Origin of the sequence: Embleya sp. NPDC020630 (genome assembly GCF_044334985.1) — a bacterium.
In the GTDB taxonomy this organism is placed as follows: Bacteria; Actinomycetota; Actinomycetes; order Streptomycetales; family Streptomycetaceae; genus Embleya.
Window position 1 is genome coordinate 1 of record NZ_JBIRUB010000017.1, and the last position, 19,643, is coordinate 19,643.

Here is a 19,643-nt window from a genome sequence, read left to right on the forward strand (position 1 = left end):
CCACCCCCCAGGTCATGCGTTCGACAGGGGGCAAAAGCCATGCCGGACCCGGAGGCCAGGAGCCCCATTTCAGGACCACGAAAAAGGTAACGGGGGTACGATGTTGCCGACCGCCGCGCCCACGCCGTACGTCAGTAGCAGGATCGGTACGGATCCCTCCGCGAAGTGCGCGACATCGGTGAGCAGCGGCGCGAAGTAGGTGAACACGGCGAGCAGTCCGGCGTTGACGACGGCGGTGACGGCGATCGCCCAGCGCACGTCCGGGCTGCGGAACACCCGCAGTTCGGCGACCGCCGAGCCCGCCGACACGGCGTCGCGTATGTCCGGAACCAGCCGCCACACCAGGGCCAGCCCCAGCGCACAGCACGCCGCGATGGCGAAGAACGTGGACCGCCAGCCGAACGTGTTGCCGATCAGCGTGCCCAGAGGCGCGCCCAGGATCATCGACAGGTTCATCCCGAAGACCAGCGTGGACACCGTGGACGCCTGCTTGCCCGGCGCCGCCGTGGACGCGGGGATCACGAACTCGCCGGTGGTGACGCCGAACACGCACAACATCAGGGCCAGTACGGCGGGTGGGACTTCGGGTCGTATCGAGCGCATATTTGGCTTCCCCGTGGTGCCAGGTCCGCGACCATCTCGCTGCGCCCGCTCGGCTCGGTCGCGGCGTTGAGCGCCAGGCAGCCGCGCCGGCCGGGGTCGGCCAGGTCGAGGTCGATCATCCCCAGCAGCAGGTCCCGCAGCCGCTCCCGGACCGAGCCGCCCGGCTCGGCCGGCATCGCCACCTGCGCCTCGGCCAGGGTGCGGCCGTAGCGGCGCACCGACTCCTCGTACAGCCGGTGTTTGCTGCCGAAGGCGTTGTACAGGCTGCCCCGGCCGAGTCCCGTGCGGGCGCACAGGTCCTGCGTGGTGGTCGCTTCGTAGCCCTTCTCCCAGAACACCGCCATCGCGGCGTCGATGACGGCCTGGTCGTCGAACTCGCGTGGCCTGCTCATGGGAGGACGCCAACCAGTTCTGTACACATCAGTCAACAACGGCCGGCGACCTGGCCCGCGGATTGGCGTCGGCGCCAGAAGGGACGGTCGGCCCAGCGTTGTTCGGCGGCGTAGGCGTCGCTGTGGTTGCGGTGGTAGGCGTCGAGCAGGGTGGTGATGCGATCCCGGTATACGTCGAGGGCGTTCGGGTCGCCCGCCAGGCTCGCGTGGAGTGCCTCGGCGGCGGTCAGGCCGGTGTACAGGGCGGTGAGGATGCCCTGGGAGGAGAGTGGGTCGAAGGCTACGGCGGCGTCGCCGACCGCGATCCAGCCGTCGCCGACGACGCGGTCCAGGTGCGCGCCGTGGGCGGGGGCGCGGCGTGGGGCCAGGTCGCGGGGGAAGGGCACGGCGGCCACTCGGGCGGCGGTGTGGGTGGTCTCGGCGAGGTGGGCACGGAAGGCAACGTCCCTGCCGGGCCCGTGGATTGGTGCGTCGGCATCGGTGAAGTAGGCGAGCAGGAGTCGGCTGCCGGGGACGAGGGCGGTGTACCACCAGCCGTCGGGGGCGGCTTCGACCAGGGTGCTTGCGTCGGTGTACGAGGCGGGGACGTTCGGCAGCGTCAGGTGCAGCGCGACCAGCGCGTCCCGGGTTTGGCGGTGGGCGCCGCCGACGCCGGTGGCGATACCGGCGCGACGACCCGTCGCGTCCACGAGCCGGTCGCAGAGCGCGGCTTCGTGCCGATCGCCGCGGTGCAGCGGTACCGACCACGTGCCGTCGGGTCGCCGCGTCGGCGCGCCGACCCGCGTGTGCTCGGCGACCTCCGCGCCCGCCGTCCGGGCGCCCTCGCGCAGCCGTGCGTCGAACAGGGCGCGGTCCAGGTGCCGGCTGGATCCGTACGGGTCGGCGATGCCCGACACCGTGACCGGGTGCGCCGAACCCCACACGGACCGCGTGGCGTGGCAGGGCAGGTGGCCCGGCCCCGGTACACGCTTCGCCACGCCCAGGTCGGCCAACAGCCGCCCCGCGGCCGCCGGCAGCGCCTCGCCGATCGCCGGCGGCCCGGAACCCGCGTCGGCGAGCAGGACCGAACGACCGGCCCGGGCCAGGGTGATCGCGGCCGAGGCGCCGGCCGGACCGCCGCCCGCCACGATCACCTCGTGGCGCCGACGGCCGGGCGGCGCCCCGGCCCCGGTCACGGGGTGTCCAGGTAGGGGTCGATGTTGTCGACGTAGCCCACCGTCACCTCCGCCGGGTCGTGCCCGGTCGCCTCGAGCACGGCCGCGGTCGCCGTCTCGACCTCCGTCCGCGCCGGGACGTGCACGTTGACCAGGTTGTGGGTGTCGGCGGCCTGATCGAACGGCGGCTCGGGCGTCGATTCGACCTGCATGACCTTCGGGAAACGCCCGTCGTCGACGGTGTAGGGGCGGGTCTCGACGATGCCCAGCTTGTACCAGCCGTCCACCATCTGCCGGCGCTGCTCCTGCGGGGTGGTCCCGGTCAGGCCGCGCAACCACACCACGCGGTGTGCGAAGGCGGCCTCACGGTCCGCCGAGCCGTCGCCGTCCGGGCGGTTGACTTTTTCGTAGTCGCTCTGCTTCAGCACATGGTTCGGCACGCGCGCCGGCCAGAACGTGGGCACGTACGGGTCGTAGCGCGGCCCGAGCCCGGCCTGCGACTCGTACCCGGCCCGACACCCGGCGGTGTCCGTCTGCCACGGCACCGCCATCCAGCGGCTCAGGTCGCCCGGGCCCTGCGCGTGCAACGGCCCGTCGGCGGCCAGCGCCTTGTCCGGGGTCAGCGTGTCGCCGTAGTCGGGATCGGGCGTGCCCTCGGCACGCGGCAGGATCCGGAACGGCTCGGCGAACATCGACGCGTGCCGGATCGGCCAGGTCACCTCGATCCCCGGATGGAACGCGTCGGCCACACAGAAGTCCAGTGCGGCCCGATCCAACAACCCGGGCTGCGCGGCCGGCGACGCGTCCTCCACCCTCGCGGGGTAGCCCGGGAACGGCGCCGGATCGAACTCGCCCCGCGACCACGCGAGCAGCAGCCGGTCCTGGGTCGGGGACAACGTCATGTACTGCCGCACCGTGCGCGGCACACTCGCCATGCCGTCCCCGTACAACCACGGCCACGGCATCGGCGACTTGTCGTCGCGGCCGTAGTCGCGCAGCGCCGTGTACACCTGCCGGCGCAACTCGCGATACTTGGCCGCCGGGCTCCCGAGCCTGGCCAGGTTGTCCGGATCGAGGAAGTGCTCCGGGCCGGCCCACCCGAACTGCGCGGCGAACCCCGCGTTGACCCACTGGAGTTCGCAGAACCGGCGCAGGATCGGCTCGATGTGCTCGCCGAAGGAAACCCGCTCCGGGAAGGGCAGTTGCCCCGTCGAGACGAACACGTCGAAGAGCAGGTCGTACAGCGTCCGCAGGGTGCGTACCTCGGGTGCGAAGTTCGGCGGCGCGACCACCACCCACGCCGGATCCACCGGGATCGGCATGCCGTCGACGGTGACCATCGCGGTGACCGGCCCGTCGGAGATGTCGTCGTACCAACCGTCGTTGTTGGTGACCGAGTTCAGTGGTGTGTGGTCGGGGGAGCCGGACGTGCCGTGCCCACCGAGCACCACCAACCGGCCCGCCTCGTCCGCGTGCATCTCGCCCAGCGGGACGTCGACCCGGCCCAGGAATCGGCCGCCGGTGAACGGCACGGTCGCGCCGCTCGCCGCGTCGAGGGTCTTGCGGCCGGGGTCGATCACCAGCGAACCCCGGTCGGCCACCCGGGGGTTGCGCCGCACCGATGGTTTGGCCGCCGGGTCGCGGGAGTCGGGGATGTCCAGCGGCAGATGGAACTCGTACCAGCCGGCCTTGCGGTTGGCCACGTGCACGCCCCAGGTGATCCTGGTGCCCGGGTCGGCGGTGGTCACCTCGCGCACCACCCGGCCGTCGGCGGTGTAGCCGTACAGCCGGAACCGGGCCGCCTGCCGCTTGATCGCGCCGTCGGGATCCTTGAACGAACCCGCCGGGGACACCGGCGGGTTCGGCGTCTCGGGACCGAGGAACCAGCCGTCGGGGCGCGTGCTGTTGCCCACACGCGCGATGCCGATGGCCGGGTGGATCCGTAGCCGGACGATCGCATCGCCCGTCCTGCCGCTGCCGTTGCGGTCGCTCACAACACTCCCGTCGCCGTCGTGCGTCCTCGCCGCCGGGACGAACACGCCCACGGGGGTCGGCCGCTCGCCACGACGCGATGCTTGTCCCAGTCGCGCGCGCCCCTACACGCTGGCCAACCGTACATACCCGGCGCAAGGCCCAGTCGGGTGACAAACCGGGAATCGGCGTGACCCCACCCGGGTGTGGGCGGGGCCACGGGTCCGACGGCGGCGCGCGTCAGTCGGCCGACAGGCGCGTCACCTCGGTGACTTCCACCAGTCGGCGCAGTCTGGCCTCGACCCGGGCGGCATCGCGCGGATGCACGCTCACCTCGACCGTGGCGGCGCCGAGGTCCGTCGAGGTGTAGGTCAGTCGGTGGACGCCGTGGTTGTTGAGGACGGAGGCGACCCGGGCCAGCGAGCCTTGGTGATGGCGCATGCGGGCCACCAGGTGGGCGATCTCCGGTTCGGCGGTTTGGGACCGGTCCGGTGGGCCGAGCCGTTGGGCGGGTGGGGCGTACCGAGCGACATCGAGGACCTGGGTGCCGTCGTCGACCATGGGTCGCTGTGCTCCTGTCGTGGGTGGGGAGGGTGCGCGGTTTCGATGCGAACCGTCGGAGAAAACAGAAAGACCCCTCGCGAAGCGCGAGAGGTCTGCGTGCGGACGGTGGGCCGCAGGGAATGGTTCGTCCTGGTCAGCCCGGTGTCGGCACGCCGTCGGTAATAATCGCCCGACGCCGCATGACATCGAAGTTCGCACACCCGCCACGCCTCGTCCAACGTGTCTCATGATGCGGATGGCGGGCCCGCGCCGGGGCCGGTGGGCGCGTTCGGCGCCCGATGCGCATGCCGAAGCACCCGGACGATCCGGTCGTCGGATCGGATGGTGATCCGACGACCGGTCGATCGTCCGGGCGCCGCGGGTCGTTCAGCGAGCGCTCGGGGAAGGCTCCCGACGTCTCAGAACTTGATCCACTCGCTGGACGTGGTCACCGAATCCAGGATGTCCTGGATCGGGTCGATGCCCAGACCCGGGCCGGTGGGCACGTCGAGGTGTCCGTCGGCGAGTTCGAACGGCGTGGTGATGTCGGTGGCGAAGTAGCGGCGCGAGGCCGACGTGTCGCCGGGCAGCACGAAGCCGGGGAGCGCGGCGAGGGCGACGTTCGCGGCGCGGCCCAGGCCCGTTTCCAACATGCCGCCGCACCAGACCGGCACGCCGTGCGCCACACACAGGTCGTGGATGGCCTTGGCCTCCAGGTAGCCGCCGACCCGGCCCGGCTTGATGTTGATGATCGAGGCCGCGCCGAGAGTGATCGCGGCGGCGGCGTGCTCGACCGACTCGATCGACTCGTCCAGGCACACCGGGGTCTTCAACTGCTTGGCCAGCGCGGCGTGTTGCACCAGGTCGTCGTCGGCCAGCGGCTGCTCGATCAACAGCAGGTCGAAGTCGTCCAGCTTGGCCAGTTGCCGGGCGTCGGCCAGGGTGTACGCGGCGTTCGCGTCCACCTGGAGCAGCAGGTCGTCGCCGAACCGCTCGCGCACCGCGCGCACCGGCGCCAGGTCCCAGCCCGGCTCGATCTTCAGCTTGATCCGGACGTAGCCCTCCTCGACGAACTCGCTTACCGACTCCAGGAGTTCGGGGATCGAGTCCATGATGCCCACGGACACCCCGCACGGCACCCGATCGCGCGACGCGCCCAGGAAGGAGCCGAACGACTCGCCGGAGACCCGCAGTTGCGCGTCGAGCACGGCCGTCTCCAGCGCCGCCTTCGCCATCCGGTGGCCCTTGAACGGCTTCATCGCCCGCTTCGCCGCCCGCGCGTCCACCTTTTCCGGCAGCGCGGGGATCAGGAAGCGCTTGAGCACGTCGAGTGCGGCGTCCACGTACTCCGAGCTGTACAGCGGCTCGGACATCGCCACACACTCGCCCCAGCCCTCCCCCTCGGGGGTGACCACGCGCACCAGCACGATGTCGCGGGCGGTCTCGACGCCGAAGGAGGTGCGGAACGGCGCGCGCAGCGGCATCGCGATCCGGCGCAGTTCGATTGCGTTGATCTTCATGGTGCCTGGACTCCTGATCGGTTCGAGGTGGTTCGGTGGCAGGTCATGCGACCGGCCCGCGGGTGAGGACGTATCGAGACCGGCCGTGGAAGCCGGTCACCCGGGCGCCGTCGGCGAGCAACCCGGCCAGCACCTCGCGCAGCGCGAGTCGCCAGTCCCGGGCCATGGCCGGGTCGGTGTGCCGCAACTTCTCGATGTCCGCCGGGACGCCGACGAGCAGGTCCTCGGCGTCGGTGCGGCCGAGCACGGGCCGGCCGTCGCGGTCGGTCAGCGCGGCCACCGCGCCGGGCGGTACGACCACCGGGATCGACTCGCGGCGGGCCGCGGCGGCCACGCGCGGGCCGGCCAGGTCCCAGCCGACCATGGCGCGGTCGGTGTCGGTGCCGGCGTTGATCGCGTCGTCCACGGTGCCGTAGAAGTTGGGCAGGTAGGCGTCGATCACACCGCCGAGCTTGGCCAGGTTGAAGTGCGCGTTGCGGGCGATCAGCGGATCGTACGTCCAGGTGATCCGGTGCAGGCCGCGATCGAGAGCCCAGTCGCGCTGATGCAGCTTCAGCGCCAGGCCCGCCGCGTGGCCGGGGAGCGCGCCGGTGATGTGGGAGTGCATGGTGCGGGCGATCGGCGCGCCGAAGAAGGCGACCGTCGCGCCGACGAGCCGGCCGTCGGCGTAGGCGCCGGCGACGTAGTTGCCCGCGTGCGACAACGCGCGCATCTGCTCCACGTTGATCGGCGGGTTGTTCGCCGGCGTGCCCCAGATCTCGCAGAACAGCGCGCAGACGGCCTCGAGTTCGTCGAGCTCGTGCAGCTCCCGGATGGCCGGGGCGCTGAGCACGGGGGCGCTCATCGCCGCACCGCGTCGATCAGGCCCGCGAGCAGCGCGGCACGCGGGCCCAGTTCGGCCACGATCACGTGTTCGTGGTCGGCGTGCGCGCCACCGCCGACGGCGCCCAGGCCGTCGAGGGTGGGGCAGCCGATGCCGGCGGTGAAGTTGCCGTCGGAGGCGCCGCCGACGGCCGCGGAGCGCAGCGGCGGCAGGCCCAGGTGGGCCGCGGTCAGGCCGGCGAGGTCGAACAGCGCGCGCGAGGAAGTGTCCTCCAGCGGCGGGCGGTTGGCGCCGCCCAACACCTCGACCCGGGCACCCGGCACGGTCGTGGGTAGCGCGCGGATCAGCTCGTCGACGCGGTCCTGCGCCTTGCGCGTGGGCACCCGTACATCGACCGTCACCGCCGCGTGCGGCGGCACCGTGTTGGACACCGCGCCCGCCCGCACCACGGTGGGGGTCACCGTGGTGCGCCAGTCGCCCGTCGCGCCTTCGTCGACCACGTCGGCCAGGCCGTCGAGGGCGAGCACCAGGTGCGCGGCCTCGATGGCGGCGTTGATCCCCTTCTCCGGCTCCAGACCGGCGTGCGCGGCCTTGCCGTGCACGATCAGTTCGTACTGCGAGCCGCCCTTGCGCGCGGTCTTGAGCGCGCCGCCGTCGGCGGACGCCTCCAGCACGAACGCGGCCGCGCAGCCCCGTGCGGCGTCCTCGATCAGCTCTCGCGAGCTGGTCGAGCCGACCTCCTCGTCGCCGGTGATCAGCACGCCGATCCCCTCGAGCGAGTCCAGGGAGGCGAGCGCGTGGAAGATCTGGACCAGGCCGGCCTTCATGTCGAAGCACCCCGGCCCTCGGGCGATCCCGTCGCGCACCGACCACGGATGGGTAATCAGCGAGCCCATCGGCCACACCGTGTCGTGGTGGCCGACCAGCAATACGCGCGGGGTGCCGAAGGTCCACTGGAGGTGGGTCACGCCTTCGAGCACGATCCGGCGCGGTTGGGCGCCGAGCAGGCGCGCGCCCTGCGCGGCGACCACCTCGGCGCTGCGGGCGACCGCGGCCAGGTCGGCGGAGAAGGACTCGCACGTGACCAGCTCGGCCAGATCGGCCAGCATGGCGTCGGTGTCGAAGGCGGAGACGGCGCCCGTGGCGCCTGTGGGGTCGGTCGTCGGGCCGGTCATCGGGCCCGCCCCAACTCGGCGCGGAACAGCCGCTGTACGTTGCCGCCCAAAATCGCCATGATCTCCTTCTCACCGAAGCCGCGCGAGACCAACGCCTCGGTCAGTGCGGGGAGTTCGGCCGGACCGTCCAGGCCCGGCAGGGTGGTCGAGGTGTCCACGCCGGTGTAGTCGACGCCCTCGCAGCACGGCGGGGTGATGTCGGCCAGCACCTCGCGCAGGAAATCGGGGCCGATCCCGACGTGGTCGATGCCGGCCACGCCGATCACATGCTCGATGTGGTCCACGACGCGGTCGATGGTCTGCTCGGCGCGCTCGGTGCTCAGGAAGTCCGGCACGAAGTTGACGCACACGACACCGCCCGTGGCGGCCACGCCCCGGATCTGCTCGTCGGTCAGGTTCCGGTGGTGGTCGCACAGCGCCCGGGCCGCCGAGTGGCTGGCGAGCAGCGGGCGGGTGGCCTCCTGCAATACGTGTGCGACGCCGGAGGCGCCCAGGTGGGAGATGTCGAAGACGATGCCCAGGCGCTCCATCTCGCGCAGCGCCTGGACGCCGGCGTGGGTGAGCCGGCTGCCGGTGGCGTCCTCGCCGCTGCCATCGCCGAGCGGGGAGCGACCCCAGTGCGCGATCGAGGCGACCCGGACGCCGAGGCGGTACAGGGTGCGGAACAGCTCCAGGTCGGCGTCCACGCCGGGGGCGCTCTCCAAGGCCAGGACGAGGGCGATCCGGCCCTCGGCCAGCGCCGCGTCGATGTCGTCGCCGTTCAGGCACAGGCGCACGTCGTCCGGATTGCCCTCGGCGATGGCATGCGCGCACTCGACCATGCGCAGCGTGCGGCGCAGCGCGCCCTCGGGCCGGAACTGGTCGTCCACGAAGACCGGCAGCACCTGTACGTCCACCCCGCCCTCGCGGAGTTGCGGCAACCACTGCTCGCGGAAGAAGCTCGCCCAACGTCCGGGTGGTCGCTCGACCACCGCCATCAACAGGTCGTTGTGCGTATCCGCGACGACGGCGCGGGTGTGCAGGTCGGAACCCATGTCGAATCCTTCCGGTCGGTGTGTCAGCGACGCTAGGCGGCGGCGCGCACCGAGTGCTTCGTCCGAATGACCAATGCTGTCGATGGTTTCCGTAACCGGGCACAAAGCCACGACGACACACCCCCTCCGAACGTTCGCGCACACCCCCGGGGACGGACAAGGGCCCACGGGCACCGCGGCGAGGGCTCGCGGAGGCGGGACGGGGGCCTGCGCAGGCGCGGGGGCGGGTGGGACCGGGGCCGGCGGTGGGTGGGGGCGACGAAGGAGGGGGGTCGGGTTTGTCGTGGTGGACGATCCGTGGGTGGGGGCCGGCGCTCTACCGTGCCCACGTGTCCCGGGCTTCCCGGGGTTGGTTCGGGCGGCTCCGGTGCGGGGGGTGTCGTGCGGGTTTCGGCGTCCGACCCGGATTTCTGGCCGGGCCGTCCGTCGGCCCTGGGAGGCGCCCGTGCCTGTCGACCGTTTGCTCCCCTCTGATGCCGCCCATGACCTGATCGCCCGCACGCGGGCGTTCGCGGATCGGGAGCTCACGCCTCGGGCCGGCGCCTGTGAGGCCGAGGCGCGTTACCCCACGGGGTTGTTCCGCACGCTCGGCCGGGCCGGGCTCTGCGGGCTGCCCTACCCCGTGCGCTACGGGGGCGGCGGCCAGCCGTACGAGGTCTACCTCCAGGTCCTGGAGGAGTTGGCCGCGCGCTGGGTGGGGCTGGCCGACGCGGTACACGTGCATACACTGGCGTGCCTGCCGGCGGCCGTGCACGGCACCGACGCGCAGCGCGAGCAGTGGTTGCCGGGGATGTTCGACGGCGCGCTGATCGGCGGCCACGGCCGTGCCGAGCCGCACGTGGGCGCCGACCCGTCGGCGGTGGCCTGTCGGGCCGAGCGGACCAGGGGCGGTCACCTGATGGTGGGCACCCAGGTCGAGCTGGCGCACGGCGGCCGGGCGCACTTCCACACCGTGTTCGCCCGCACCGGCCCGGCGCGGCCCGACGTCTCGTGCTTCCTGGCGCCCGGCGCCGACGAATACCTCTACTTCGGTTCGCCCGAGCAGTCGCTCGGGCTGCGTGCCTTCCCGACCACCACCGCCTACTGGGACGGCGTGCACCTGGAACCCGAACGGCTGATCGGCGTGCGGGACCGGGGCCTGCGGATCGCGTTCGAGATCCTGGACGCCGGCCGGCTCGGCGCGGCGGCGTGTGCGACCGGACTGGCCCAGGCGGCGCTGGAGATCGCGACCGACTGCGCCGCCCGACCCGATCGCGGGATCCTGGCCGAATGCGCGGGTGCGATCGATTCGGCCCGGGCGATGTACCTGGACGCCGCCCGCCGCCGTGACGCCGGCCTGTCGTACACCCGCCAGGCGTCGGTGGCCGAACTGGTCGCCGTGGAGGCCGCGATGGAGACGAGCACGACGGCGGTACGGATCCTGGGCGCGGCGGCCGACGAGTTTCCGGTGCACCGCTACGCCCGCGAGGCCGCGACCCTGCACCGCCGGGCGACCCGGACCGGAACGGGCGACGACCGGCGGGCCGCTCGTCGCGACGCCGCCGGGCTGGCCGCGGTGGGCCCCTGATCGACCGGCACGCACCCGACCGGCGGACCCCCGCCGGAGCGTGCTGCCGGTCGGGGCGGTCACGGCTTGGTCGGCGGCGCCACCAATGGTCCGGCGCCACTTCGAGTACATCGGCAGCCACACCCAGACGTTCATCGGCTTCGTGCGCCCCGGTCTGGGCGACGCGGACGTGCGGCGGATCTTCGAGTCGGCCCGGCAGGCGGGTGTGGACCTGGTGTTGGAACTGTTCGACCTCGAATCCGAGACACCGCCGCCGCCGGTCCTGCGCGCGGCGCCGCGCGGCTGGGTGGGATACCTGGACGAGATCAGCCTGGACTGGCCGGCCCACGGCGACGTCCCCGTCGACGACATCGTGCAACTGGCCGTCGACACGCTGATCGCCGGGCTGCAGAGCGTGGAGGGCGGGCACGCGGACATCTCCGCGATGCTCAGGGAGTTGCACCGGGCCGCCTGAGCCGAGCCCGCCCCGGACCCGCTGCCGACTACTCGGTCTTCGGCGGGATGCGGTGCAGTTGCCTGCGGTCGTAGTAGGTGGTCATCGCGAAACCGAAGACCAGTCCGGCGACGATCCCGAACCCGATGCCGATCCAGGCCCGGGTCAGCCCCGCGTCGGCGCGGGCGTCGAAGTACAGGATGGCCCGGACGCCGTCGCTGAGTTGGCGCATCGGCTCGAAGACCGACAACACCCGGTAGAACGGCGGCAGCGCCTGAAGCGGGATGGTCGCGCCGGACGAGGGCAGCGCCAGCACGATGAACACGAACATGCTCACCAACTGGCCGATCCCGCCGAACGCCGCGTTGATCGCCTGGACGCCGATCCCGACCGCGGTGGTCGCGCAGACCGAGAAGATCCAGAGCAGCGGCAGATGCGCGGCGTCCATGTCCAGGATGCCGACGGTGGCCACCATGATCAGGGTGGCGGTCAGCACGGACAACACCGCCGACATCGTGCACTTGACCGCGAGGGTGTGCGTACGGGTGATGTGCACCAGCGGTCGTTCGGTGCGCCACGGGCCGATCTCGCTCGCCACGTAGCCCAGTGCGACGTCGACCATGTTGCCGATGATGTTGCCGCCCAGGAAGCCCGCGAGCACCAGGAGCAGTGTGTAGTAGAACGCGGTCAGACCCAGGCCGGTGCGGGGGCCGATGCCGTGGCCGACCGTCACCACGGCGGCGATCGGATCGGCGCGCAGCAGCCGGCCGGCGGCGGTGTCCGGCCCGGTCGGCGCGCTCGCGCTCAGCGTCGCGCCGAGCTGCAACGACGCGCCGTGCACGGCCTGTTGCGCGATGGACGTGGCCAGCGACGAGGCCAGGCTGCCCACGCCCGGGTTGGTCAGCACCAGGATCGCCGGGCGGGTCGGCGCGGGCGGGTCGGGCGCGGGTGCGTTCAGGGCCGCCACCGACGCGGTGAAGTCGGCCGGCACCAGGATCGCCCCGTACAGCTTGCCCGAGGCCAGGTCCCGGCGGGCCGCCGCCTCGTCCAGCCGCTTCCAGGACACCGCGCCGCCGGGGGAGGCGGCGATCGCGGCGGTGATCCGCGCGCCCAGGCTCGGCGTCCCGTCCCCGGCGCCGCGATCCGCGTCGACCACGGCGATCGGCAGTTTGCGCAGGTCCCCGCGCGGATCGAGGATGCCGCCCATGTAGAGCATCGACAGCAGGAACGCCAGCAGGCCGACGATGATCGACGGGCCCACCCAGATCCGCGGATTGCGCAGCACCCGCCACGCGCCGACCCAGGGCACGGACTGATTCGAGGCCATCGTTCTCCAGACGCGCGGCGTGGCGATCCGGCCGCCGCGCGCCCGCACGTGCGGGGGACGGCCACCGTGGGCGAGATGGTCGCCGGATCGGCGGGCGGCCAAACCCGCGAACCCGCCCGGTACGCCCGAAAGCCCTGCTCCCGGCGTGGGGCGCCGGAAGCAGGGCCGTCATCGGTCGCGCGCGGTCAGGAGATCGTCACGTCGTCCACGAGGAACGTGGTGGTCAGCGACGAGTCCTCGGCGCCCGCGAACTGCAGGGTGACCGTCTGGCCCTTGTAGGCGCTCAGGTTCACCGTGCGCTGCACGTAGGCACCGGTGGCGCCGACGTTGGAGTAGGTGGCGAGGGTGGTGCCGTTGATCTGCACCTTGAGCGTGTCGTAGACCGTGGACCCCGTTTCCTGGGTCGTGGTCTTGATCCACACCTTCAGCGTGGGTGCGGCGGTGTTGGGGACCGCGACGTTGGACTGCGACAGGGTCTCGGTGGCGGTGGAGCCGTAGCCCATCATCCACGCGTACCAGGTGCCGCCGTGTGCCGCGTTCTGCGAACTGTTGGTGATGTCGCTCGCGCTCTGCGTCCAGTTGGCGGTGCCGTCCTCGAAGCCGCCGTTCTTGATCGCGTCGCCGCCCGGGCCGCCGGTACCGACGGTCAGGGTGTACTGGGCGGTGTGCGTGGCGTTGGGCCCGGTACCGGTGACGGTGATCACGTAGGTGCCGTTCGCGGCGCCCGCCGCGGCCGTCGCGGTCAGCGTCGAGGAGGCGCCGGACTGGATCGGGTTCGGGCTCAGGGCCACGGTGACGTCGCCCGGCTGCCCGGCCGCGGTCAGCGAGACCGACTGCGCGTTACCCGAGGTGACGGTCGTGCCCAGGGTCGCGGTGATCGACGAACCGGGCTGTACGGTACCCGAGTTCGGGTTGAAGCTCATGGAGAAGTCGTTCTGCGCGGGACCGCCGGTGCAGGTCGGGTCACCGGTCTGCGCGGGCACGCTGATCGCGTCCCAGGCGGCCTTGGTCTTGTTGAACAGCGCGCAGGTCGCGTCGAGCGTCTTGGCCGAGCTGAGTGTGGCCGTGCGGTACTTCTTGTAGGTCATGCCGCTGGTCTTGAGGAGCATGCCGCCGTAGAAGACCTTGCCGGCCTGCTGGATGCCGACCCCGGTCAGGGTGCTGCTGTTGCAGGTCGGGCTGGTCGGCTTGCCGCCGCCCGGGTTGGTGCCCTCGGCGAGCAGGTAGAACCAGTGGTTCAGCGGTCCGGCCGCCGCGTGCTCCTCCGTGTTCGGAATCGAGGAGCTGTAGCAGTCGGGGTCGCCGTTGGTGGACGGCTTGTACATGTAGCGGATCGGGCCCTGGCCGACCAGGTTCACCGCTTCGCCGACGGTGTAGTCGGGGGTGTCGTACGGCGAGGGCTCGTTGGTGTACGCCTCGGTCAGCGCACCCATGATGTCGCCGGTGGCCTCGCCCAGACCCGGTTCGGTTCCGGCACCGCCGGGGGTGAACTGGTCGATGCCGTGGCCGAACTCGTGGCCGACCACGTCCATCGAGCCGATCCACTGGTTGGCCTGGTTGTGGCCGATGGAGACCGACGAGCCGTCCCAGTACGCGTTGACGTCGTTCAGGCCGACCTTGACCGGCCAGCTGCCACCGGTGCCGTTGTGGCCGTTGCGACCGAGCCAGTCGCGGAGCATGTTCCATTCCTTCTGCGCCGCCCACATGACGTCGACGCAGCCGGTTTCCTTGCTCGACGCCTGGCCGTTGCCCCAGGAGTCGGTGGACTTGGAGAAGACCGTGCCGGTGCTGTAGTCGGCGCAGGTCAGGCCCGGCCGGTTCGGGTCGCGCAGGGAGTAGGTGCCGCCCGAGTTGGTGGTGTCGATGGTCAGCGGATTCGGGCCGTTCCACTGGCTGTTGCCGGTGCCGGCCTTCACGTCGTCGATCTGGTCGAGCACCGTGCCCGTGCTCGCGTCGACGAAGACGTGCAGGCGGCTGGGCGCGGTCGCGGTACGGCCGACGACCACGGTTTCCCAGGCGAGGTTGCTCACGCCGTCCTTGACCCGGACGACCAGGCGGTGCGATTCCACCTTGTCCACGGCGGCGAGCCGGGCCTTCGACGTCGCCTCCGCGGCGCTCGCGTCGATGGTGGCCGTGGTCTTCGCGGCTATGCGGGTGCCGGTGGCGGACTGGGTCGCGCGGACCCGGCCCTGGTTGTCGGCCAGCACGACCGCGTCCCCGCCGACGACCGGCAGGCCGTGGTAGGTGCGTTCGTACGCGACCGAGTAGAGACCGTTGACCCAGGGGGTCACCGTCTGGCGCTGATACTGCTCGTCGGGACCCTTGGCAAGGGTGTCCAGACCGCTGGAGACGGCCTGGTCGGCGGCGGCTACCGCCAATGCCTGCGAGCCGGGAGGGGGAGACGGGTCGGCGGACGCCGACTGTGCGGTGGTGGAGACCGCCAATCCGGCGAGTACGGCCAGGACAGTCCCGGCCGTCACCGTTTTGCGATTCATCGAGGCTCCTTGAGTGGAAGGTAGACCTCGACCACGAACCGGCCTTCGTCGTACGCGAATTCGCGACGTGAGCGAACCGCCGACGAGCGTGACCGCCGGGTTCGTGCCCGATCGGCAAACGCTCACACGTCCGCGGTGTCCCGAACAATGCGGCTTCGCGGGGTCGGCAAAATCTGTCAAACTCCTTATCGGGCAGGCAAGTTGCGTCCCACGGAGAATGTCTCCACGAAGTTTGCGCACCGGCCGCCCGACCCGGACGGGCCGGGCGGCCGGGCGTGCCCGATTCAGCTCAGCGGAAGCTCCAGATGGGACGGATCCTCGTCGGAGAGGGTGAGCGAGATCGTGCTGTCGCCGTCGGTGGCGTCGCCGTAGAACGGATCGATCGTGTCGATGACCAGCATCACCCGGTGGCCGGCCCGCACGTCGTAGCCGGTGGCCTGGAGCGCGATGTCGACCGAGACCGGTCGACCGCTCTCGCCGCGCAACTCGGTGAACGGCGCGTGCGTGATGATGTGCGCGTTGTCCTCGGCGTCGACGTCGAACAGGTAGGCGATCAACGTCGATTCGGCCGCGTCGACCGTGTAGGTCAGGTGCAGCCGGGGGACGCCGCGCAGCTTGGCCGGCACCGGGAGCGGTGCGGTGGCCCACACGCCCGCGTGCGCCCGGTCGATCTCGGTGGTCGGGTAGATCTTCGGGTTGCCGGCCAGTTCCGCGTTCCCGGTGCCGATGATCTTGTCCGCGACGGTGGCCGGGGTGTCCGTACCCGCCGCGAAGGTGACCTCCCCGTCGGCGCCGGGTTTGTCGGACAGGATGCCGTCGCCGCCGTTCTGCGGCGCGGACAGGTACAGCCGCTCGGTGCGTCCGGTGACCGCGCCCCAGGTCGGCTGCCCCTCCAGGGCTTTGCTCCACATGATCTCGGTGACCACCTCGTCCTCGAGGTCGATGCCGGTGTCGACACCCAGGAGGTGGTGGTCGAACCACCGGTGGGCGTCCTCCCAGATCCGGTTCGGCAGGCCGATGATGCCCGACATCTCCGGCCCGGAGTGGTCGCCGATGGACAGCAGGAGGCGTTTGGGGCCGGTCAACGCGTTGAACATGGTCAGCAGCTGGTTGGTCGGGAACAACGTCTCGTGCCACGCGTTCGCGAACAGGACGGGCAGTGGTTGCTCACGATTGTTGATCGCCTCGATGTGGTGGATGGGCGAGCGCTCCCTGGCCCACTCCAGGGTGCCCTCGATGTCCTCGTTGTCGCGCACGTTGTCGAACCGGGTGCGGGTGTCCTCGCTGAGCCGCTTCTCGTCCGCGGCTTTGCGCAGGGTCTCCACCGCGGCGATGTGCCGGGTCTCGTTCTCGTAGAATGCCGCGCCCAGGTCGCCCCACGTGCTCAGGGCCACCACCGCCGTCACCCGGGGATCGTGCGCGGCCACCAGCTGACTGATGCCCGAGCCGTACGAGTCGCCGAGGAAGCCGACGCCGCTCGCCTCGCCGTCGATCCGGGACAACACGAACGTGAGCGCCGCGACACCGTCCTGGACGTCGAGCGGGCCGGCCACCTCGACGTTGCCCTTGGACAGGCCGAACCCCCGGGCGGTGTAGGCCAGTACGTGATACCCCCGGAGCGCGAACCGGGTTGCCTGGGCCACGTAGAGGAGCCAGCCGAAGTGCGTCCACGGGGACGGCATCACGACCACCGGCCGGGGCCGGTCCCCGGGGTGCAGCCAGAGCGCGCCGTCCAGCTCGATGCCGCCCGCACCGGGCACCCGCACCGGGCTGAACCGGACCAGCGCCCGGGCCTCCTCGATCTCGGCGGCCCGCGCGGGCGCGAGTCGTGTGGTGTCGCCGCTCTCCAACGCCTCGACCAACTGTGCCAAGGTCGCCTCGTCCACTTCCGGATACAGGCTGGTCGTGTGCGTTTCGTGTGAACTCACTTCGATCCCTTCCCACTTCGCGAACGTTTCGGCCGGGGCGTGATCGACCGGGTATGGCGTTCGGTGTCCGCCCGGCAACACAGTGTCATCGAACGATGATGCGTGTGGCCGGAATGCGTGGAAAATCCGAAGTGGTAGAGCCCATTCCGGTGCCGCCCGAGCGCCGGACGTCCGCGACCTCGCGGCGGCCCGCTTCGCTACCCTCGGCCGATCTGCCGGAATCGTCGAGCGGGCCGACCCGCGGATCGGATGGCCAGTCATGAGCGTTCCCCCGGAAGCCGAGCAGGGGCGGGCCACGGTGACGATCTCCGCCGGATCGCTTCGCGGCGTGGCCCTGGCCGACGGCATCCATCGCTGGCTGGGCATTCCGTACGCCGCCGCGCCGGTGGGGGAGTCGCGCTTCGAGCGGCCGGTCGCGCACCCGGGCTGGGCCGGGGTGCGCGACGCCGACACGATGGGCCCGACCGCGCCGCAGGCGCCCTACCGGGGAGTCCTGGGCGAACTGCTGCCGACGGTGGTGATCGAGGGTGACGAATACCTCAACCTCAACGTCTGGGCGCCGGCCGACGCGAGCGGGCTGCCGGTGATGGTGTGGGTGCACGGCGGCTCGCTCGCGCACGGGGCGAACGCGCTGCCCGGCTACGACGGGGCGGCGTTCGCCCGCGACGGCGTGGTGTACGTCGCGGTGAACTATCGCCTGGCGTCGGAGGGTTTCTCCGTGCTCGACGGCGCGCCGCGCAATGTCGGCCTCGCCGACGTGGTCGCCGCGCTGCGCTGGGTACAGGCGGAGATCGCGGCCTTCGGCGGCGATCCCGCGCGCGTGACCGTGTTTGGCGAGTCCGCCGGATCGATCCTGCTCGGGGCGTTGGTCGCGCACCCGGACGCCGAGGCGCTGTTCGTGCGCGCGATCCTGCAGAGCGGGATGCCGGACGCGTTGCCGCCCGCGAAGGCCGGGCGGATCACCGCGCTGGTGGCCGAGCGGCTGGGCCGTGCCGGGTCCCGGGCGGCGTTCGCCGAGGTGCCGCCGGACGAACTGGTCGCCGCCGAACAGGCGGTCACCACCGGCGGCACACCGATGACGACCGGCGGCGCGGGGTTCGCCCTGGCGATCGGCGACGACCTGGTGCCCGCCCACCCGCAGGCGGCCCTGTTGGCCGGCGCGGGCTCCGGAATCGGGTTGTTGCTCGGCTCGAACACCGAGGAATACCGGCTGTGGTTCGTGCCCACCGGTCTGCTCGACCGGGTCGGGCCGGTGTTGTTCGCGGGCGCGCGGCTGAAGTTCCGGATCGGCCGGCGGATCCTGGCCGCGTACCGGGCGGCGCGACCCGGCGCCGGGCGCGGCGAACTGCTCGGCGCGTTGGCCACGGATCTGCTGGTCCGGCTGCCGATCAACCGCCTCGCGGATGCCCGCCTTGATCGTGGAGTAGCCACCCATGTCTACGAGTTCGCCTGGCGCAGCCCCGTGCGCGACCTCGGTGCCGCGCACGCGATGGAGTTGCCGTTCGTCTTCGACGGGCTCGACTCCGGTGCGTGGAGCTCGCTCACCGGGGACGAGCCGCCGCAGTCCCTCGCCGACGAGATGCACGCCGCCTGGGTGCGGTTCGCCAAGACCGGCGATCCCGGCTGGGAACCGTGGGACGCGCGGCGACCGGTACGGATGTTCGACGCGCCGACCACGGCCACCGTGCTCGCCCCGCGCGAGGCCGAACGCGCCGCCTGGGACTGATCGCCGACCCGGCCGGGTGCGGGGCGACCGGTCCGGCAACCCGAGCGCCGGACAGGACCTACAGGCCGACCGGCCCCCCGGAGGGCCTGCCGCCCGCCCGACGGCGAGCCCGACGGCGGCGGGGCGCCCGGGACCATAGGCTTCCGCCCACCGGCGCGGCCGGTGGATGGTACCGACACGGTTGAGGGTGCACGGATGAGCGCGCGTTTCGAGGAACTCGACTGGCGGACGACGCCGATGGGCGAGATCAGTCTGCGCCGCAGGCGCGACCCGGTCTCCGGCGAGGACGTGCACGAGGTCAAGCTCGGCGACGAGTTCCTGATGTCCAGCCTGTTCACGGCGGGCGAGATCGCGCTGACCCGGCTGGGCCTGGCCGAGTTGCCCGATATCGAACTCGACGTCGTGGTGGGCGGTCTGGGCCTGGGCTACACCGCCCGCGCGGCGCTGGACGATCCGCGCGTACGCGAGCTGATCGTGGTCGACGCGCTCGGCGAGGTGATCGACTGGCACCGGCGCGGCCTGGTCCCGCTCGGCGCCGGCCTCGCGGGCGATCCCCGCTGCCGGCTGGTCCAGGGCGACTTCTTCGCACTGGCGGGCGAGGCGAGCGGGTTCGATCCACAGGAGCCGGGTCGGTGCTTCCACGCGATCCTGCTGGACGTCGACCACTCCCCGCGCCACGTGCTGCACCCGAGCCACGCCGCGCTGTACCGGCCCGCCGGGCTGCGCGCGTTGGCCGATCGGCTGCGTCCGGGCGGGGTGTTCGCGCTGTGGTCCAACGACCCGCCGGACCTGGAGTTCGGCGCGGTGCTCGGCGAGGTCTTCGTCGACTCGGCCGCGCACGTCGTCGACTTCGACAACCCGCTCCAGGGCGGTACGGCCACCAACACCGTGTACGTGGCCCGCACAGCGGAGGAGCCCGCGTCCTGACCCGCCGTGAGGGCCGGCCGACGGG

15 protein-coding genes and 1 pseudogene are annotated in these 19,643 nt (G+C 71.9%); 4 read left to right on the forward strand and 12 right to left on the reverse strand.

From position 1 onward, the window contains the following. Positions 1-69: 69 nt before the first annotated feature. The 9 genes from ACH4XV_RS37210 to ACH4XV_RS37250 form a co-directional block, all read right to left on the reverse strand. Positions 70-603: an MFS transporter gene (locus tag ACH4XV_RS37210; RefSeq protein ID WP_395797077.1), complete on the reverse strand. Its 534-nt coding sequence runs from the start codon at positions 601-603 to the stop codon at positions 70-72. Beyond that, entirely contained in the window at positions 558-995 is a 438-nt protein-coding gene (locus ACH4XV_RS37215; protein WP_395797079.1) for a TetR/AcrR family transcriptional regulator, read from the reverse strand. Before ACH4XV_RS37215 ends, ACH4XV_RS37210 begins: the two co-directional genes overlap by 46 nt. A gap of 32 nt (positions 996-1,027) precedes the next feature. Then, the gene (locus ACH4XV_RS37220; RefSeq protein WP_395797081.1) at positions 1,028-2,170 is read right to left on the reverse strand and encodes a tryptophan 7-halogenase; all 1,143 of its coding nucleotides are present in this window, start codon (positions 2,168-2,170) and stop codon (positions 1,028-1,030) included. Beyond that, positions 2,167-4,143 (reverse strand): LodA/GoxA family CTQ-dependent oxidase, encoded by a 1,977-nt coding sequence (locus ACH4XV_RS37225; RefSeq protein WP_395797083.1) that lies wholly within the window; start codon positions 4,141-4,143, stop codon positions 2,167-2,169. The genes ACH4XV_RS37220 and ACH4XV_RS37225 overlap by 4 nt, the downstream gene beginning before the upstream one ends. Before the next feature lie 217 nt (positions 4,144-4,360). Next, entirely contained in the window at positions 4,361-4,681 is a 321-nt protein-coding gene (locus ACH4XV_RS37230; RefSeq protein WP_395797085.1) for a hypothetical protein, read from the reverse strand. Positions 4,682-5,082: 401 nt separating this feature from the next. After that, positions 5,083-6,183, reverse strand: a complete 1,101-nt coding sequence (menC, locus tag ACH4XV_RS37235) for an o-succinylbenzoate synthase (protein WP_395797087.1) — start codon at positions 6,181-6,183, stop codon at positions 5,083-5,085. A 43-nt stretch (positions 6,184-6,226) separates the two neighbouring features. Beyond that, positions 6,227-7,027, reverse strand: coding sequence for a GNAT family N-acetyltransferase (locus ACH4XV_RS37240; RefSeq protein ID WP_395797089.1), 801 nt, complete (start codon positions 7,025-7,027; stop codon positions 6,227-6,229). Next, entirely contained in the window at positions 7,024-8,115 is a 1,092-nt protein-coding gene (locus tag ACH4XV_RS37245) for a M20 family metallopeptidase (protein ID WP_395797292.1), read from the reverse strand. The genes ACH4XV_RS37240 and ACH4XV_RS37245 overlap by 4 nt, the downstream gene beginning before the upstream one ends. 62 nt (positions 8,116-8,177) lie before the next feature. Continuing rightward, positions 8,178-9,215, reverse strand: coding sequence for a dipeptidase (locus ACH4XV_RS37250; protein ID WP_395797091.1), 1,038 nt, complete (start codon positions 9,213-9,215; stop codon positions 8,178-8,180). Between the two features lie 445 nt (positions 9,216-9,660). Between ACH4XV_RS37250 and ACH4XV_RS37255 the strand changes: the two genes are divergently transcribed. Then, on the forward strand, positions 9,661-10,782 hold the full coding sequence (locus tag ACH4XV_RS37255) for an acyl-CoA dehydrogenase family protein (protein ID WP_395797093.1): 1,122 nt from the start codon (positions 9,661-9,663) through the stop codon (positions 10,780-10,782). Positions 10,783-10,867: 85 nt separating this feature from the next. Beyond that, entirely contained in the window at positions 10,868-11,236 is a 369-nt protein-coding gene (locus tag ACH4XV_RS37260) for a hypothetical protein (RefSeq protein ID WP_395797095.1), read from the forward strand. Positions 11,237-11,264: 28 nt separating this feature from the next. Here the strand turns inward: ACH4XV_RS37260 and ACH4XV_RS37265 are convergent, their stop codons facing one another. From ACH4XV_RS37265 to ACH4XV_RS37275, 3 genes and pseudogenes are all read right to left on the reverse strand, one after another. Continuing rightward, positions 11,265-12,542 (reverse strand): DUF3533 domain-containing protein, encoded by a 1,278-nt coding sequence (locus ACH4XV_RS37265; protein WP_395797097.1) that lies wholly within the window; start codon positions 12,540-12,542, stop codon positions 11,265-11,267. A 614-nt stretch (positions 12,543-13,156) separates the two neighbouring features. Beyond that, positions 13,157-15,037 (reverse strand): annotated as a pseudogene (locus tag ACH4XV_RS37270) (M4 family metallopeptidase); the annotation flags it as partial. Positions 15,038-15,321: 284 nt separating this feature from the next. Further along, positions 15,322-16,965, reverse strand: a complete 1,644-nt coding sequence (locus ACH4XV_RS37275; protein ID WP_395797099.1) for a CocE/NonD family hydrolase — start codon at positions 16,963-16,965, stop codon at positions 15,322-15,324. Positions 16,966-17,224: 259 nt separating this feature from the next. Here ACH4XV_RS37275 and ACH4XV_RS37280 point away from each other — a divergent pair, with 259 nt between their 5' ends. Then, the gene (locus tag ACH4XV_RS37280; RefSeq protein WP_395797101.1) at positions 17,225-18,691 is read left to right on the forward strand and encodes a carboxylesterase/lipase family protein; all 1,467 of its coding nucleotides are present in this window, start codon (positions 17,225-17,227) and stop codon (positions 18,689-18,691) included. A gap of 195 nt (positions 18,692-18,886) precedes the next feature. After that, positions 18,887-19,618 carry a spermidine synthase gene (locus ACH4XV_RS37285; protein WP_395797103.1) on the forward strand — a complete coding sequence of 244 codons (732 nt, stop codon included), beginning with the start codon at positions 18,887-18,889 and terminating at the stop codon, positions 19,616-19,618. Positions 19,619-19,643 lie beyond the last annotated feature (25 nt).

What these genes read in the sequence shown, in the direction of transcription:
- ACH4XV_RS37210 (WP_395797077.1), bottom strand. Translation starts at nt 603, where the DNA reads ATGCGCTCGATACGACCCGAAGTCCCACCCGCCGTACTGGCCCTGATG.
- ACH4XV_RS37245 (WP_395797292.1), bottom strand. Translation starts at nt 8,115, where the DNA reads ATGCTGGCCGATCTGGCCGAGCTGGTCACGTGCGAGTCCTTCTCCGCC.
- ACH4XV_RS37260 (WP_395797095.1), top strand. Translation starts at nt 10,868, where the DNA reads ATGGTCCGGCGCCACTTCGAGTACATCGGCAGCCACACCCAGACGTTC.
- ACH4XV_RS37280 (WP_395797101.1), top strand. Translation starts at nt 17,225, where the DNA reads ATGAGCGTTCCCCCGGAAGCCGAGCAGGGGCGGGCCACGGTGACGATC.
- ACH4XV_RS37240 (WP_395797089.1), bottom strand. Translation starts at nt 7,027, where the DNA reads ATGAGCGCCCCCGTGCTCAGCGCCCCGGCCATCCGGGAGCTGCACGAG.
- ACH4XV_RS37215 (WP_395797079.1), bottom strand. Translation starts at nt 995, where the DNA reads ATGAGCAGGCCACGCGAGTTCGACGACCAGGCCGTCATCGACGCCGCG.
- ACH4XV_RS37250 (WP_395797091.1), bottom strand. Translation starts at nt 9,215, where the DNA reads ATGGGTTCCGACCTGCACACCCGCGCCGTCGTCGCGGATACGCACAAC.
- ACH4XV_RS37230 (WP_395797085.1), bottom strand. Translation starts at nt 4,681, where the DNA reads ATGGTCGACGACGGCACCCAGGTCCTCGATGTCGCTCGGTACGCCCCA.
- menC (WP_395797087.1), bottom strand. Translation starts at nt 6,183, where the DNA reads ATGAAGATCAACGCAATCGAACTGCGCCGGATCGCGATGCCGCTGCGC.
- ACH4XV_RS37285 (WP_395797103.1), top strand. Translation starts at nt 18,887, where the DNA reads ATGAGCGCGCGTTTCGAGGAACTCGACTGGCGGACGACGCCGATGGGC.
- ACH4XV_RS37265 (WP_395797097.1), bottom strand. Translation starts at nt 12,542, where the DNA reads ATGGCCTCGAATCAGTCCGTGCCCTGGGTCGGCGCGTGGCGGGTGCTG.